Raw genomic sequence first — 15,459 nt, 5'->3', positions numbered from 1 at the left:
ACTGGTTTGACATGGGCCCAGAGCCCCACTTCTGCGCCCTGCGCTTCTTTGACAACCCCGAAGGCTGGGTGGCCCAGTTCAGCGGCGACCCAATCGCCGAGCGCTATCCGCGCCTCGACGAACTATCGGCACCTCGACGAACTTGAAGATTTGATTGGGCTTAAAAGCCCCCAGCGAAGCTACTTTTTGGCTCCCCGGGGCTGCGCAGAGCCAATCACTGCAGAGGCTCAGTGATGCACGCAAGGCCACCGATCTGGTCTGCCCCGAGAGCTGCAGGGAGTAATCCCGATTGGGTTGCCACGCAGGCCTTCTCATGTTGCGGGGCGGCATCCGCCCGTCGGCTTCAGTTCTCCGCCAGCAGCAGTGGCTTGCTCCTCTGGCTCAGCGAGGAGGGCTGGGGTTACGGCCCCCGTTCATCGCACTTCAACGGGGTCCAAGCAGGCCACCACGCTGCTGGGCAGAGACGATTCCGGTTGACTGGGGCGGCTGACCTCCTCCCGAAGGGGCCGGGCCTCGCGAACACCCCAGGATCGCCAGAAAAGGCGAAATGAAGTTATTATATTGCTCAGATCGTCAAAAATGGCGACATACTGCCCTGTGTTGGATGCCCATCCAGCGTCTGATGAGCGATGAGGCCCTCCTGCAGGAGCTGGGGCAGCGCATCGCCCGTCTCCGCCTGGAGCGGAACCTCAGCCAGGCTCAGCTGGCGGAGCAGGCGGGCATCTCCAAGCGCACTCTGGAGAGGCTGGAGGCCGGTGCCGCAGCCACCCAGCTTTCGCTGTTCCTGCGCGTGCTGCGTCAGCTGGATCTTCTGGAGCGGCTTGAGCTGCTGCTTCCCGAGCCGCAGCCCTCACCTCTGGCCCTATTGGAGCAGCAGCAGGCCACGCGCAAGCGCGCCAGTCGCCGCCGCGTCGCCAAACCGGCCAGCTCCTGGAGCTGGGGGCAGCCATGACCGTGGCGGCAGTTGAACTCTGGGGCACCCGCATCGGTGCCGTGGCCCTCACCGATTCCAATGGTGTCGCCTCCTTCGAATATGAGCCCTCGTTCCTGGCCAGTGGCATCCAGTTGGCACCCCTGATGATGGCTCTGGCGGCGCGGGTCTACAGCTTTCCTGAACTGCAGCGCCGCACCTTTCGCGGCCTGCCCGGCCTCCTCGCCGATTCCCTGCCGGATCGCTTTGGCAACAACCTCATCAACGCTTGGCTGGCCCGCCAGGGCCGAACGCCGGAGAGCTTTGATGCCGTGGAGCGCCTCTGCTACACCGGGCAGCGGGGGATGGGAGCCCTCGAGTTCAAGCCCGTCCAGGGGCCCAGCGCCCAAACCAGCGGGGCCATCCAGATCGCTGAGCTCGTGGCTCTGGCTTCCGAGATCCTTTCGCAGCAGCAGGGGCTTGCCACCTCCTTCCAGGGCCCCGAGCGGGAGGAAGCCCTGCAGACAATCCTGCGGGTGGGCACCTCCGCCGGGGGCGCCAGGGCCAAGGCGTTGATCGTCTGGAACGCCAGCACCGGGGAGGTGCGCTCCGGCCAGCTGGAGGCGCCACCGGGTTTCAGCCACTGGTTGCTGAAATTTGATGGAGTGAGCGGCAACAAGGACAGGGAACTTGAAGATCCCCAGGGCTATGGCCTGATTGAACTCGCTTACAGCCGCATGGCCCGCGCCGCAGGGATCACCATGACCGACTGTCGGCTGTTAGAGGAGAACGGCCGGCAGCATTTCATGACACGACGCTTCGATCGCGATGACGCCGGCAACAAGCTGCACATGCAGTCGCTCGGAGCTCTGGCCCACTTCGATTACAACGAACCTGGCAGCTACAGCTATGAACAGGCGTTTCTCGTGATGCGGCAACTCCAGTTGCCAATGCAAGCTCTCGAAGAGCAATACCGGCGGATGGTGTTCAATCTGATCGCTCGCAACCAGGACGATCACGTCAAGAACATCGCCTTTCTGATGGATCGTGATGGCCAGTGGTCGCTTTCCCCCGCCTTCGACATCACCTGGAGCTTCAATCCCGCTGGCGACTGGACGGCCACCCATCAGATGTCTGTAAATGGCAAGCGTGATCAGTTCACCCGTGCCGACCTCCTGGCTGTCGGCCGCTCAGCCCAGCTGAAGAGGGGGCGAGCTGAAGCGATCGCTGAAGAGGTGATCGCCGCCGTTCGCAACTGGCCGCTCTATGCAGCTGAAGCAAACGTGAGGGAGGAGAGCTGCAGCCAGATTCAGGCCAGCCACCGCCTCACTCTGTAGCAGCAGTAACGCCCCTCAGCTCCAGCCATGATCCGCCAGATACGACGAAAGAGCCCAGAAGATGGCCGCAACTCGCCTCAAGTGGCGAATAACGCTCTTAGGTCGGCGGTGTTGCCGGGCAGCCGGGTGAACGTCGCCAACCGGCAGCAGCCCTCAGAGCGGCACCCCATAAGGCTTGCCGCACAGAGGCCTCTACCGCTCCGCGGGGCTACGGCTACATGGTGCGTGGAGGGGCCATAGCCACGGCGGCATCAACGGCGTTGCCACCCTGCTCCAGCACCCGCAGGCCCACCCGGGTAACCAGCGGCGAGCTGGAGCTGGCCATGGCAAGCCCGGCAAATACGGGCGAACGCCGATGCAGAAAAGCAGGGCTGAGCAGGGCAGGACAAGTGTTGGAGAAACTTTGACAGGCCCGCCAATCAGCGAAGACAGGTGCACTGAACTGCTCTGTTGTTTTGGGCAGCGGGGGATTCGGCTACCAAGAGTTAGGCGAGTTCCGCCTGGGAACGCCTAGTGCACAGTTTTAGGGTCCCAACTCCACCCCTACCGAGTGCATCCGCACCTGGGCGGGATCGGCCCTGGGGCCATCCAGGGCCGTTCGCTCTACGGCGGCCAGCTGCTCCTGCCGGGTCGACGTGGCTTCCCGCCCGTAGCGGCCTTCCCCCAGCAGCCAGTAGAGCCCGAAATGGCGCGCTTCGCTGGCCAGCAGCTCGCCATACAGCGCCCGCAGCTCGGCATCGGGGCTATGGGCCGCCAGCAGGGCCATGCGCTCATGGCTGCGGGCCTCGATCAGGCCGGCCACCAGAAACGAATCCAGCATCCGCTCGGGCTCGCCCTTGCGCACTGCCGCCGAGAGGGCGGCGCCATAGCCCGGCGCCGGCAGGGGCCGCAGGGCGATGCCACGGCGCTGCAACAGCTGCAACACCTGCTCGAAATGCTCCAGTTCCTCGCGGGCCAGGGGGCTGAGCACCTCCCCCAGCTGCCCATCGCTGGGATAGCGGAACATCAGCTGCAGAGCTACGCCGGCGGCCTTGCGCTCACAGTGGGCGTGGTCGATCAGCACCAGATCCGAATGGGCGATTGCCTGGGCCAGCCAGGTGGCACTGCTGGGGGCAGCCAGCCATTTCACCCGGGCAGGGGCGCTCAAGCCGCACCACGCAGATGGGCCACCAGGCCCTCCAGGGCCAGGGTGTAGCTGGTGGGTCCGAAACCGCAGATCACCCCCACGGCCCTGTCGGCCAGGGTGGAATGGTGCCGGAAGGGCTCACGGGCGTGGGTGTTGCTGAGATGCAGCTCCACAAAGGGGATCGCCACCGCAAGCAGGGCATCCCGCAGGGCGATCGAGGTGTGGGTGTATGCCGCCGCATTAATCAGGATGCCGTCCACGCAGCCGCGGCCCTGGTGGATGCGGTCCACCAGGGCACCCTCGTGGTTGCTCTGGAAGCAGTCCACCAGCGCGCCGAGCTCCCCTGCCCGCTGCTGCAACGCGCCATTGATCTGGTCGAGGGTCTGACTGCCGTAGAGCCCCGGCTCGCGCGTACCGAGCAGGTTCAGGTTGGGGCCGTGGAGGACAAGCAACTGCATGGCAAGGGGAGGGGTTCTAAGCGTGTCCGGCTGGTAAGTTCTTGGGGTGTGGTTCGGGTCGGTGCCCGAGTGGTTAATGGGGGCGGACTGTAAATCCGCTGGCTCTGCCTACGTTGGTTCAAATCCAACCCGGCCCACCTTCCACATGCCCTTGTAGCTCAGTGGTAGAGCACTCCCTTGGTAAGGGAGAGGTCACGAGTTCAAATCTCGTCAAGGGCTTACAAAAAGAGGGGCTGGCACCGCTCCTCAAGCAAGATTGGACCATCGGCTTCACCTGGGTGACCCTCCGCTGCCTGATCGTGGAGGACCAGGTCATGTTCCTGCAGCTGCTCTGCAAAATGCTGCAGGGGGTGCCGGGGTTGGAGGTGGTGGGTTCCGCCACGAATTGCCATGCCGGCTTTGAAGCCTGTCGCAAACTCCGCCCAGAGGCCCTGATCCTCGATCTGGCCCTGCCCGACGGCGATGGCCTGGGGGTGGCCCGCTTCCTGCGGCTGCTCCGACCCGAGGCGAAGGCGCTGGTGCTCTCGGCCCAGGCCAGCAGCTTTGTGTGCCCGGAAGAGCTCGAAGCGATGCTGGTGGGGGTGGTGGATAAAACCTCCACCTACGAAACCCTGCGGAATGTGATCGAGGCAGCCCTGCTGCAAGAGACGCCTCAGGCCGCCGAATCAAACGGGCCAGTGGCCTCTCTCACCCCACGCCAGCGGCAGATCTTCAGCCTGATCGGCCATGGCCTCAGCAACAAGGCGATCGCCCACGCCACCGGACTGGCAGTTGCCACGGTGGAAACCCACCGCAAGGCCATTGCTCGCCGCCTCAACTGCAGCGGAGCTGAGTTGGTGCGCCGGGCAGCCCTGGATCTGGGCCCGGTGCCATGAGGGGCAGGGGACTGCGCCACCGAATCGTCTGGGCGACGAGTCTGCAGCTGCTGCTGGTGAGTGGGGCGGTGGGCGGCTTGGCCTATTTCAGCGGCCAACGCGGGGGCTTTGGCCTGGCCGAGGCCTACCGCCAGCAAGACGCCATCACCGACCTTTCTGAGCAGCTCTCGGGCCGCCTGGCGGCACCGCAGCTGATCAACAGCCTCAACGTGCTCGCCATCCAGCAGGGCCAGCTCTCCTTAAACGACTTCGACGCCATGGGGCAGCGCTTCTGGAGTCAAATGCAGCTCTTCCCCGTGGGCTACATCAACTACGGCAGCGTTCGAGGGGAATTCCTCGGGGTGGAAAGGCTCGACAGCGGCGCCTTTGTGATCAACGAAGACGCGTTTGCCAGTCCCCTCGGCAAGGGCACGATGGGCGTCTACGCCATGGGGGCAAAGGGACAACGGGGCGCCCTGCTGGAGTCAATTCCAGGCATGAGCGACAGCCACGAGGAGGCCTGGTATGTGGAGACGGTGAAGGCCGGCCAGCCCACCTGGAGCTCGATCTACCAGTGGGAAGACAAGCCCGAGGTGCTGGCGATTGCCTTTAATCAACCCCTCTACGGCCCTGGGCGCCAACTACTCGGCGTCATCGGCGTCGACTTCGTACTCAGCCAGCTCAACACCTGGCTTGAAGAAGTCTGGAAAGACAGGAGCGGCTTCGCCTTGATCGTGGAACGAAACGGCACGGTCGTGGCCAGCTCCCGGCCTGGCCTGACCAGCACAGGCACGGGCTCTAAAACCAAACGAGTGCGGCTGGAGCAACTGCCCGATCCCCTGGTGCGGGCCACCCTCCGCCGCCTGCAGGAGCTGGGTGGCCTCGCTGCCCCCAGCTCCCTAGCCAACACCCAGACCGTGCAATACAGGGGCAACACCTATCTAGTAGGCCTCCATTCCTGGGGCCAGGCGGAGAAGCTCGACTGGCTGCTGATCACAGCCCTGCGCTCAGATCAGATCGTGCAGGCCAGTCAGCACTACGCCCTGATCGCCCTGCTGCTGAGCCTGGGGGCGGTAGCCACCGCGGTGCTGGTAACGATCCGGGTGAGCGACTGGCTGCTGGCGCCGCTGGAGCTGCTGCGCCTTCGCTGCCAGAGCGCCTCCGAGCAGGTGGGCCAGGGGGACGCAAACCTTGTATTTGAAGCGGGGCTGCCCAAGGACAGCGCCAGAGAAATAGAGGCCGTTTCCCAGGCGTTCGGAGCCCTGGTGGAGCGGCTGAGCCAGGCCCGGCGACAACTCGCTGAAGCCATCGAACGGGAGCGACTCAAGGACGCCCAGACCGTGTTGGTGCTGGAAGACAAGCTCAAAAGCAGCCTGCAGGCCGCAGCCGTTGCCCACGAAATCAACCTGCCCCTCAGCACCCTGCTACTGAACAGCAAATTGCTGCTGGAGCAGCAAGAAGCTCCCCTGCCCACCAACCTGAACGAGCATCTCCAGGCGATCGCCAGCGACGCCGATGAGGTCGTAACGACGATTGAAAAGATGCGCACCCTGCTGCGCAATGTGCAGACCCACCAGCGGCGTCTCAACCTGGCCAACGTGGCCCGCAGCGCCCTGCTCTACGCAGGCCCGAGCCTCAAGGCCGCAGGCATCACGGTGCAGCGCGAGGGCCTCGAAACCAGCCTGGCGGTGCTGGGGGATGCGGCCCAGATCCAGATCGCAGTGGTCAACCTGCTGCGCAATGCCCTTGAAGCGCTGGAGACAGCCGGCCCTGCTGCAGCCAGCCCCGCCACCATTGCGGTGCGGCTGCAAAGCGAAGGCGACACGGTGGTGCTCAGCGTGGCCGACAACGGGCCGGGGTTCCAGGCACCGCAAACGGCCCTGGCACCCCTGGAAACGAGCAAAGCCAATGGCAGTGGCCTGGGCTTGTTTGTGGTGCAGACCACCATGGAAAACCATCGCGGCTCCCTGACCATTGGCCGCTCCAGCCTGGGCGGCGCCGAAGTGCGACTGATTTTTCCCGCCGCTCCGGCCCTGCCAATTACCCAATAGGGGGTAGGAGGCTATCGGTGAGTGTGCACAAATCCATAAGATCGCATCTCTGCGCAGCAGAAGAATGCGCGACATCCTGCTAGACGGATTGCCAGTTCTGGATCTGCTGGAGATCACTGCCAGCACTTCGGTTGTGGCGGCCCTGACCAACTGCGACCAAAGCTCCGTTTCGCGCCTGCACCGCCGCGTCAGCGATCAGCTCGGCCTGGATTTCCGCAAAACCAACGGCCAGTACCGGGCCCACGCCAACCACGCCGTCTTGGCCTCCCTGCGGCAAGCCTCCCAGCTGCTGCGCCTTGGCAGGGGCCGGCTGCAATGGCAGGGCACCCCCCGGAATGTCCAGGCTCTCCAATCGATGGGAGGGCGCACCCTGGAGCTGGTGCGCGAGCGGGTGCTGGATCTGGCCGTGGTCAACGGCCTCGACACCCTGCCACCGGGTTGGGAGGACAGCAGCAAACCCTTTGCCTTCTGCGATCTGGTAGCCATTGGTCTGGTGCGTTATCCGATCCAGCCCAGCGGCAGGGGCACCAACCTCGATGCAGTGGTGCTGCGCCAGGAGCATTTGGAGCGGCCGGCAGTGCAGGCCTTGATCAGCCAAATCCGCGCTGTTTACCTGCGCGAATATGGGCAAGTGCCCGAGCTGGCCTGGCTCTAAGCAGCAGCAGTCGATGCCAAGGGGTAGTTCAGTCTGGGAATAGCTCTGGGAATAGCTGTTGTTGCCTATGACCCCTAACCCACTTCTGACCACCCCGATTGCCGCCATGCGGGCACCGGTGACCGCCGGCCTAAGCCGCAGCCTTGCTTGGCGGCTGGAGCAGCTCGATCGTCTAGAGGGGCTGCTGCGCGACCACGAGGGGGAGGTGCTCGAGGCCCTGGCCGCCGACCTGGGCAAACCGCCCCTGGAGGCCAACTTCGAACTGGTGGGGGTGCGCAAAGAATTGGCCCACACCCGCCGGCAGCTGAAGGACTGGATGGGGCCAAGGCCTATCGGCCTCGATCTAATTCTGCGGCCCGGCCAGGCCTGGATACAGGCCGAACCCCTGGGCTGCGTGCTGATCATCGGGCCCTGGAACTACCCCTTCAAGCTTTGCCTGCAGCCGCTGGTAAGCGCCCTGGCCGCGGGCAACACCGCCGTGCTCAAGCCGTCCGAACACGCGCCAAGCACCGCCGAGCTGCTGGCCCGCTCCATCCCACAGGCCTTCTCCGCCGAGGTGGTGCAGGTGGTCAGCGGTGATGGGGCCGTGGCCGCCGCTCTAATTGAACAGCAGTTCGACCACATCTTCTTCACCGGCGGGGGCCGGGTGGGGCGGTTGGTGCTGGCCGCAGCAGCCCGCCACCTCACGCCGGTCACCCTGGAGCTGGGGGGCAAAAACCCGGCGATCGTGCTGGCCGACGCCGACATCGCCACCACCGCCAGGCGCCTCGCCTGGGGCAAGGGGCTCAATGCCGGCCAGAGCTGCGTCGCCCCCGACCACCTGCTGGTTCAAAGCCAGGCGCGCGCGGCCCTGGTGGCGGCCATCGCCGCCGAGTGGGTTCGCTTCTACGGCGCCGATCCCCTGGCCAGCGTGGATCTGGGCTGCATCGTCAACGACGCCCAGTTCAGTCGGCTCGAAGAGCTGCTGGCCGGCGCCCGCAGCCGGGGGCAGGTGCTGGCAGGCGGACGCAGCGACCCCGCCCGTCGGCGCATCGAACCCACCCTGGTGGCGGTGGAGAGCGGCGAGGATCCGCTGATGCAGGCGGAGCTGTTCGGTCCAATCCTGCCGGTGCTCAGCGTGGCCAACCTGGAGGCAGCCTTGGCCGAGGTGCGCAGCAGGCCCAAGCCCCTGGCCCTCTATCTGTTCAGCCACGACCGCACCGCCCAACAGCGCACCCTCACCACCACCAGCTCCGGCGGCGTCTGCTTTAACGACGTCGTGCTGCAGGAGGTTGCCGCTGCCCTGCCCTTCGGCGGCGTGGGGGAAAGTGGCATGGGCACCTACCACGGCAGGGCGGGCTTCCTCACCTTTTCCCACCAGCGGGCGGTGCTGCGCCGGCCCTTCTGGCTGGATCTGCCCTTCCGATACCCCCCCTATGCCGGGAAACTGGCCCTAATGAAGTGGTTGCTGGGCTGATCCAGGCCTGGCCGATCAGCAGCTTTGATGCACCGATCGGCCAACGGCACTGGATCGGCCTAGGCAGGCCCCTTAACGTTCGGGGAGCTATCTGTAGTGTTCATGCGTAGATACCTCGTCGCCCTGGCCCTAGCGATGGTGTTGCCGTTGCCTGGTCTGACGGACGTGGTGGTCAAACCAGGCGAAACCCTCTCGGAGATCGCCGAGCGCAATGGGGTCAGCCTGACCCAGCTGATGCAGGCCAACGGCATTACCAACCCAAACCTGGTGGTGGCCGGCCAGAAGCTGGTGCTGCCAGGAGCCCGCCGGGCCGGTTCGGCGGGCTCCAGCGTCACGGTGCGCCCAGGCGACACCCTCTCGACCATCGCCGCAGCCAATGGCGTCAGCCTCACCCGTCTGATGCAGGCCAACGGCATCTCCAACCCAAACCTGGTGATCACCGGTCAACGGCTTGTCATTCCCGGCGCCCGCAACACCGCTGCCGCCCCGGCCCCTAAGCCCCTGCCCACCGCCAGATACACGGTGAAAAGTGGGGAAACGCTCTCGGAAATCGCCAATCGCTTCGGCACCAGCACCGAACGGCTGATGCAGATCAACCGGATCAGCAACCCCAATCTGGTGGTTGCCGGCACCCAACTGGCCATCCCAGGGCGGCAGACCGCCGCGGTTGCCCCAGCCAAGGGCCCTGCTCCGCGCAACACGAAGGAACATGTGGTGCGCAGTGGTGAGAACCTCTCCACCATCGCCGACAACTACGGGGTTCCCGTGGAGCGACTGATTGCAATCAACAGGATCGACGACCCCGACCTGGTGATCTCCGGCACCCGCCTGAAACTGCAGGCTCCCCCACCGGTAACGGCCAAGCCAACGGCCAAGCCAACAGCCAAACCAACCGCCACACCGGTGGCCCAGGCCAAACCAACCGCCAAACCGGTGGCCCAAGCCAAGCCCACAGCAAAACTGCCCCCCAAGCCGGCAGCCACCGTCACCCCCGGCCCCAAACCCGTCGCCAAGGAATCTTCCTCGCCGGCCCCAACCACCACAACCACCACAACTGCTAGTTCCCCCACCAAGCCATCACCAGCTCAGCCAGTGGCCCAAGCCCAACCCACCAGCGCGGCCACTATTGCTGCAACTACTGCTGCCAAGCCCCCTGCCAAAGCCAAACCGGTGGCTGAGGCCAAGCCAGTGATCGAGACCAAACTAGTGGCTGAGGCCAAACCGGTGATCGTGGCCAAGCCGGTGGCTGAGAAGGCCCTGGTCAGCGTCAAACCGGCCGCAGCCAAAATTGCAACGGCCACCGCTGCTCCGAGCAAAGTCGCCGCCAGCAAGCCCAAGGGACCCGACTGGCGCAGCTACGGGCCCCTCCAGGTGGACTGGGCCAACTGGCAACCCATGGGCGGCAGCTTTGTGGCTCCGACCCTCAACGGGGAGGGCAAACCCGTCTATCTGGCTGTTAATTGCGGGGCCCGCAAGCTCAATGCCACCAGCCAATCCGGCCAGTGGAAGAGCTGGGATTCACCCCAAACCGACTTCGAGAAACAGCTGATCAGCGACATCTGCAAGGCCCGATCCAGCTAGGTCAGGCGGCCCAGTGCAGCGGCCAAGGCTGGCGTCGATAGCGTCGGCCCGATGCCTGCAGGTAGAGGCGCTGGGCGCCGTCATTGCTCTCGCTGAGCAATTCCTCCTGCACAAGCCGCCGCAAAAGCCAGCCCCACTGGGCCTCCTGCCGGGGCCTTAGCGCGACCGGGGCGGCGGCGGCCAGCTCCTCGGCCAGGCTGCGCAGATCTCGCCCCTTACGGGCCTCCAGCGCTTCGAGCGCCATAGCCACCTCCGTTGCCCAATCCCGCTGCTCCAGGGAGCACTGGCAGTTGTCACAGCGGCCACAGACTGCCGCCAGCTCACCGATGGCCAGCAGCAGCGCCTGCTCCCGGCAACCCTCGCCCTCCGCCACCGCCTCCATCCGCCGCAGCTGCTGCTGGGCCAACTCCGAGCGCTGCTGATCCTGCTGGGGTGGCGGCGTACCCACCCCCCGAATCGCCCAGCCCAAGCTGGTGCGATCGGCCGGGTCGTAGAGCACCAGACAACGGGCCGGCAAGCCATCGCGCCCCGCCCGCCCCGATTCCTGCAAATAGCCCTCGGCGCTGGCGGGCAGATCGAGATGCAGCACGAGCCCCACATCCGGGCGGTCCACACCCATGCCGAAGGCCACCGTTGCCACCAGCACAGGCGAGGGCTGGAGCTGAAAGTGCTCCAGGGCCAGCAGGCGACTTTCCGGATCCATCCCAGCGTGATACGCGATCGCCTCCACCCCTGCTGCCGTCAACCTGGCGGCCCACTGCTCCACCGTGCGCCGGGTTCGGCCGTAGATCAGCACAGCCCCGCGGCTCGCCCCTATCGCTGCCAAAACCAAGGGCAGGGCATCCTCTGGCCGGCGCTGCATGCCATAGACAAGATTGGTGCGGCGGGCTGAGCGCACCTGGATCAAGGGCCGCCGCAGCTGCAGCAGGCGAATGATGTCGGCTCGCACCTGGGGTGCGGCGGTGGCGGTGAGGGCCACCAGGGGCACGCCCGGGCACTGGGCGCGCAACTGGCCCAGGCGGCGATAGTCAGGGCGGAAGTCATGGCCCCAGGCACTTATGCAGTGGGCCTCATCCACCGCCAAAGCCACCAGCTGGCCGCTGTCGAGCACGTCGTCCAGCAGCTGGCGGGTGGCCTCCGCCTGGAGCCGTTCCGGCGCCAGATAGAGCAGGCGCAAGCGATTGTCCCGCAGTCGCTCCAACAGGCCTCGCCGCTCCGGCAAGGAGAGTCCCCCATGCAGGCAAGCCGCGGGGATGCCGCGTCGCTGCAGCTGGGCCACCTGGTCCTGCATCAGGGCAACCAGGGGCGAAATCACCAGCACCAAGCCCTGGCGTACCAACGCCGGCAACTGATAACAAAGCGACTTGCCGCCACCGGTGGGCAATACGGCCAGACAGTCCTGACCTTTCAACAGGGCCTCCACCACCGGGCGCTGCCCCGGCCGAAAGGCCGACCAACCAAAATGGCGACTCAGGGCCTGCTCCAGCAGATCCGGCTCGGAAATGGACCTACCTGTAGCGCCCCCCGACCCTAGCGGCCACCAGATGCGGGGTCAGGGGTCAACTGGGGTGGGTCCAACTGCTCGGGAGATTCCTCCACCAGTTGCAACCGCACCCGCTTGCCACCGGCCAACTCCCCCAGCGAAACCCGCAGGGTGCTGCCGCTGAGCGACTGCAGGGCCGTGAGCAACTCCCGCAGGTGGGGGGTGCTGCTGCCGCTCTCCAGCCAAAGACGCTCCTGCAGACCACCGAGCCGCCGCCAACTGGTGTGCAACTTCAAAACGGCACTTTCCAGCGCCTGGGCCTGGCCGACCGCATCGGCCAGCAGGCCCAGGGCGTCGAGCCGCTGGGCTTCCTGCAGGGCTTTGTCGAAATCCAGCTGCCCCTGCTGGAAGGCCCGCACCGCCAGGCCAGCTTCCGCCGCCTTGCTGAGCCAGCGGGCCGTGCTGGTGACATCCTTCACCCGCTCGAGCTCGGGCTCCTCCCGCAGTACCCGACGCAGCTCCTCCTGCTGCCCTTCGGGCAGCTTGGCCAACTCCTTCACCAGGGGGGCCACTGCCCTGGGCGGCAGGAGATTGTCGGCCGTGCGCTGGCGGATCTCCTCGGGCAAAAGCGGACTGGTGGCGGCGGTGAACTCATCGCTGAGGCGCCGCACCTGTTTGCGGGTGATCTCCTGGCCCTCATTGGCCGCCTCCGCAATCATCAGCTGGACCTCCGGATCGGCCTGGGCGGTTTCCAGAAAGGCCCGCTTCGAAAAATTGTTGACACTGGCCTCCTCCAGCAGCCCCTCCCCTACCAGGCCGTCGGCCGATTCAGCCAGCTGGATGAGGGTGTAAGCACGCGTTTTGCTGATCTCCTGCTCCCGCAACCACTGCAGAAAACCGGTGCCGCGCCCCTCGCCGCCCCGCTTTTCGCGATCCCGCACAGCCCGCAGGATGCGGCCGCGCCAGATCTCGGTCTGCAGGTCGAATCGATCGCAAACGGCCCAGGCCTCCTCAAGGCGGGCCAGGAACTCGATCGTGCTGATCGAGTCGCTTTCGGGATCGGGCAGCTCCAGGCTGAGCATCGGGCGCGCTGCTGAGGAGCTGATCGTGCCACGGGCCCGGATGGCCCCAGCAAGGGCGACGAATCGTGACGCCGGTAAATGAACCCCCCGGCGGCGCGGCTATCTTCCCTCTGGTAGCCACCCGATCTACAAGCGCAGCGATGGCCATTTCCCGCGGCGACAAAGTGCGCATCAGGCGCCCTGAGTCTTACTGGTTCAATGAAGTCGGCACCGTCGCTTCGATCGACACCTCCGGCATCCGCTACCCCGTGGTAGTTCGCTTTGACAAGGTGAATTACAACGGTTTCAGCGGCTCCGAGGGCGGCATCAACACCAACAACTTCGCCGAAGCAGAACTCGACAAGGCCTGAGTCCGGCTCATATCCCTGGGCCGGGAGAAGCTTCTTCAGCCCATCCAGCCTGCGCCGATGCCGGAACTGCCTGAAGTCGAAACTGTCCGCCGAGGACTCGAGCAGCAGACCCAGGGATTCGCGATCGATCAGGTGGAGGTGCTCCGGGCACGGGCGATCGCCAGTCCGGCCACGCCCACAGCTTTCGCCGCCGGGCTCATCGGCACCACGGTGGGGGCCTGGCAACGGCGGGGGAAATACCTCATGGGCCAACTGAGCCGAGATGGCCTGGGCGCCGGAACCTGGGGCGTGCACCTGCGCATGACCGGCCAGTTTCTCTGGCTCCAGGAGCCCAGGCCAGCCTGTGCCCACACCAGGGTGCAGCTGTTCAACGCCGCCGGCCAGGAATTGCGTTTCATCGACACCCGCAGCTTCGGCCAGATGTGGTGGGTGCCGCCTGGAGAACCGCTCGAGGGCGTGATCACGGGCCTGCGCAGGTTGGGACCAGAACCCTTCAGCGATACCTTCAGCTCGGCCTACCTGCGCCAGAGGTTGCAGGGCTCCAGTCGGCCGATTAAGAACGCCCTGCTCGACCAGGCGGTGGTGGCGGGGGTGGGCAATATCTACGCGGATGAATCCCTCTTTGCAGCGGGGATCAGACCCACTACCCCCAGCGGACGGCTGAACGGCAAACAGCTTGAAAACCTGCGTCAGGCCCTGGTGGAGGTGCTGGAAACCAGCATCGGCGCGGGAGGCACCACCTTCAGCGACTTCCGCGACCTCAGCGGCACCAACGGCAACTACGGGGGAGTGGCCTGGGTGTATCGGCGGGGGGGCGAACCCTGCCGCCGCTGCCACACCCCGATCCGCCGCGACAAGCTTGGCGGCCGCAGCACCCACTGGTGCCCCAACTGCCAGCATTGAGGCAGTCGAAGTTGCCCGTGACCGTTCCCTCTCCCAGCAGCGCCAAGCTGGCGAAGCAGCTGGTCGCCGCCATGGCAGCGATCCACCGCCGGGGGTGGTGTGAGGGAACCGGTGGCAATTTCAGCTGCGTGCTGCAACGGCAGCCCTTGCAGTTGTTGATGGCCCCCAGTGGGGTCGACAAGGGCTCCGTCTCGCCGGAAGAGCTGATCGTGGTGGACGAGCGGGGCGAGGTGCTGCGGGGCAGCGGCCGCGCCAGTGCCGAAACTGAACTGCACCTTGCCTTGGTCCAAACCTGCGGGGCAGGCGCGGTCTTGCACACCCACTCCCAGGCCGGCACCCTCCTATCCCAGCACTACGCCCCCCACGGCGCCGGGATTGCCCAGCTCAGCCTGCAAGACCTGGAAATGCTCAAAGGGCTGGAGGGGGTCAGCAGTCACACCTCCAGGGTGGCTATCCCCGTACTGGACAACGACCAGGATCTGCGTCGCCTGCGCTCAATGGCAGAGCCCCACCTGGGGGCCGCCCCCTACGGCCTGCTGATTGCGGGCCACGGGCTCTACGCCTGGGGGAAGGATCTGGGAACGGCACGCCGCCACCTGGAGATTCTGGAATTCCTGCTGGAACAGCATTGGCGCCAACTGCTGCTGCAGGCATTGGCGCCGCGCACTCCACGCCTGCAGCGACACGGGTTGCGCTGGATATTGCTGGACATTGAGGGAACCACCTGCCCGGTGAGCTTTGTGGCCGGGGAGCTCTTTCCCTATGCAGCCGAGCAAATGGGAGCCCTGCTGTTGGCCCAGCAAGGCGATCTTGAGGTGCAGGCCCTGGTGGCCGCAGTGGAGACGGCCTGGGAGCAGGACCCGGATCCTCTGGCCCAGGCCCTGCGCCAAAGGGCGCCTACAGATGTCCTGGCATACCTGCAATGGCTGATTGGGGAAGACCGAAAATTGACACCCCTGAAGGAATTGCAGGGGTTGGTCTGGGAGCAGGGCTACCGCAGCGGAGCGTTGCGGGGTCCCCTTTATGGCGATGTGCCAGCAGCCCTGCGGCGCTGGAGCAGCGCTGGTCTACAGCTGGCGGTCTACTCGTCGGGCTCTGTTGCTGCCCAACAGCTGATCTACGGCTACAGCAATGCTGGCGATCTTCGCCCCCTTTTCAGCGGGTGGTTCGACACACGCAGCGGTCCGAAGCAGGAAGCCGCGAGTTACCTCAA

15 protein-coding genes, 2 tRNA genes and 1 pseudogene are annotated in these 15,459 nt (G+C 65.6%); 13 read left to right on the top strand and 5 right to left on the bottom strand.

Annotation, left to right across the window (positions count from 1 at the left end):
• From KBZ15_RS05960 to KBZ15_RS05950, 3 genes and pseudogenes are all read left to right on the top strand, one after another.
• Positions 1–146, top strand: a pseudogene (locus KBZ15_RS05960) (acireductone dioxygenase); the annotation flags it as partial.
• Positions 147–604: 458 nt separating this feature from the next.
• Positions 605–952 carry a helix-turn-helix transcriptional regulator gene (locus KBZ15_RS05955; RefSeq protein WP_255014153.1) on the top strand — a complete coding sequence of 116 codons (348 nt, stop codon included), beginning with the start codon at positions 605–607 and terminating at the stop codon, positions 950–952.
• Entirely contained in the window at positions 949–2,247 is a 1,299-nt protein-coding gene (locus tag KBZ15_RS05950) for a type II toxin-antitoxin system HipA family toxin (protein ID WP_255014151.1), read from the top strand. Before KBZ15_RS05955 ends, KBZ15_RS05950 begins: the two co-directional genes overlap by 4 nt.
• A gap of 214 nt (positions 2,248–2,461) precedes the next feature.
• Here the strand turns inward: KBZ15_RS05950 and KBZ15_RS05945 are convergent, their stop codons facing one another.
• The 3 genes from KBZ15_RS05945 to aroQ form a co-directional block, all read right to left on the bottom strand.
• Positions 2,462–2,572, bottom strand: a complete 111-nt coding sequence (locus KBZ15_RS05945) for a gamma-glutamyltransferase (protein WP_255014149.1) — start codon at positions 2,570–2,572, stop codon at positions 2,462–2,464.
• A 198-nt stretch (positions 2,573–2,770) separates the two neighbouring features.
• The gene (locus KBZ15_RS05940) at positions 2,771–3,394 is read right to left on the bottom strand and encodes a tRNA-(ms[2]io[6]A)-hydroxylase (RefSeq protein WP_255014147.1); all 624 of its coding nucleotides are present in this window, start codon (positions 3,392–3,394) and stop codon (positions 2,771–2,773) included.
• Complete coding sequence (aroQ, locus tag KBZ15_RS05935) at positions 3,391–3,831, bottom strand: type II 3-dehydroquinate dehydratase (RefSeq protein WP_255014145.1); 441 nt, start codon at positions 3,829–3,831, stop codon at positions 3,391–3,393. Before aroQ ends, KBZ15_RS05940 begins: the two co-directional genes overlap by 4 nt.
• A gap of 55 nt (positions 3,832–3,886) precedes the next feature.
• Here aroQ and KBZ15_RS05930 point away from each other — a divergent pair.
• From KBZ15_RS05930 to KBZ15_RS05900, 7 genes are all read left to right on the top strand, one after another.
• Positions 3,887–3,968 (top strand) — tRNA-Tyr (locus KBZ15_RS05930).
• 10 nt (positions 3,969–3,978) lie between these two features.
• Positions 3,979–4,050 (top strand) — tRNA-Thr (locus tag KBZ15_RS05925).
• A gap of 59 nt (positions 4,051–4,109) precedes the next feature.
• Positions 4,110–4,706 carry a response regulator transcription factor gene (locus tag KBZ15_RS05920; protein ID WP_255014143.1) on the top strand — a complete coding sequence of 199 codons (597 nt, stop codon included), beginning with the start codon at positions 4,110–4,112 and terminating at the stop codon, positions 4,704–4,706.
• On the top strand, positions 4,703–6,736 hold the full coding sequence (locus tag KBZ15_RS05915) for an ATP-binding protein (protein WP_255014141.1): 2,034 nt from the start codon (positions 4,703–4,705) through the stop codon (positions 6,734–6,736). Before KBZ15_RS05920 ends, KBZ15_RS05915 begins: the two co-directional genes overlap by 4 nt.
• A gap of 64 nt (positions 6,737–6,800) precedes the next feature.
• Positions 6,801–7,391, top strand: coding sequence for a hypothetical protein (locus tag KBZ15_RS05910; RefSeq protein ID WP_255014140.1), 591 nt, complete (start codon positions 6,801–6,803; stop codon positions 7,389–7,391).
• A 67-nt stretch (positions 7,392–7,458) separates the two neighbouring features.
• Complete coding sequence (locus KBZ15_RS05905) at positions 7,459–8,847, top strand: aldehyde dehydrogenase family protein (RefSeq protein WP_255014139.1); 1,389 nt, start codon at positions 7,459–7,461, stop codon at positions 8,845–8,847.
• Positions 8,848–8,949: 102 nt separating this feature from the next.
• Positions 8,950–10,428, top strand: a complete 1,479-nt coding sequence (locus KBZ15_RS05900) for a LysM peptidoglycan-binding domain-containing protein (RefSeq protein ID WP_255014138.1) — start codon at positions 8,950–8,952, stop codon at positions 10,426–10,428.
• Between the two features lies 1 nt (position 10,429).
• On the opposite strand, the gene KBZ15_RS05895 is transcribed toward KBZ15_RS05900, so the two are convergent.
• Together KBZ15_RS05895 and KBZ15_RS05890 are read right to left on the bottom strand one after the other, a co-directional pair.
• A complete protein-coding gene (locus tag KBZ15_RS05895) occupies positions 10,430–11,914 on the bottom strand; it encodes an ATP-dependent DNA helicase RecQ (protein ID WP_255014157.1) in 1,485 nt (494 codons plus the stop codon).
• A gap of 44 nt (positions 11,915–11,958) precedes the next feature.
• Positions 11,959–12,993 carry a hypothetical protein gene (locus tag KBZ15_RS05890; protein WP_255014137.1) on the bottom strand — a complete coding sequence of 345 codons (1,035 nt, stop codon included), beginning with the start codon at positions 12,991–12,993 and terminating at the stop codon, positions 11,959–11,961.
• 140 nt (positions 12,994–13,133) lie between these two features.
• Between KBZ15_RS05890 and KBZ15_RS05885 the strand changes: the two genes are divergently transcribed.
• The 3 genes from KBZ15_RS05885 to mtnB all read left to right on the top strand — a co-directional run.
• Complete coding sequence (locus KBZ15_RS05885) at positions 13,134–13,343, top strand: photosystem I reaction center subunit IV (RefSeq protein WP_197153511.1); 210 nt, start codon at positions 13,134–13,136, stop codon at positions 13,341–13,343.
• Between the two features lie 57 nt (positions 13,344–13,400).
• Positions 13,401–14,246 (top strand): DNA-formamidopyrimidine glycosylase, encoded by an 846-nt coding sequence (locus KBZ15_RS05880; RefSeq protein ID WP_255014136.1) that lies wholly within the window; start codon positions 13,401–13,403, stop codon positions 14,244–14,246.
• Positions 14,247–14,263: 17 nt separating this feature from the next.
• Positions 14,264–15,459 (top strand): methylthioribulose 1-phosphate dehydratase (gene mtnB / locus KBZ15_RS18525; RefSeq protein ID WP_315859854.1); only part of this gene is annotated, 1,196 nt, incomplete at its 3' end.

It is taken from the genome of Cyanobium sp. BA20m-p-22 (assembly GCF_024346275.1).
Lineage (GTDB): Bacteria > Cyanobacteriota > Cyanobacteriia > PCC-6307 > Cyanobiaceae > Cyanobium_A.
The sequence above is the reverse complement of the archived record's forward strand: the minus strand, read 5'-3'. Positions and strand labels throughout refer to the sequence as shown.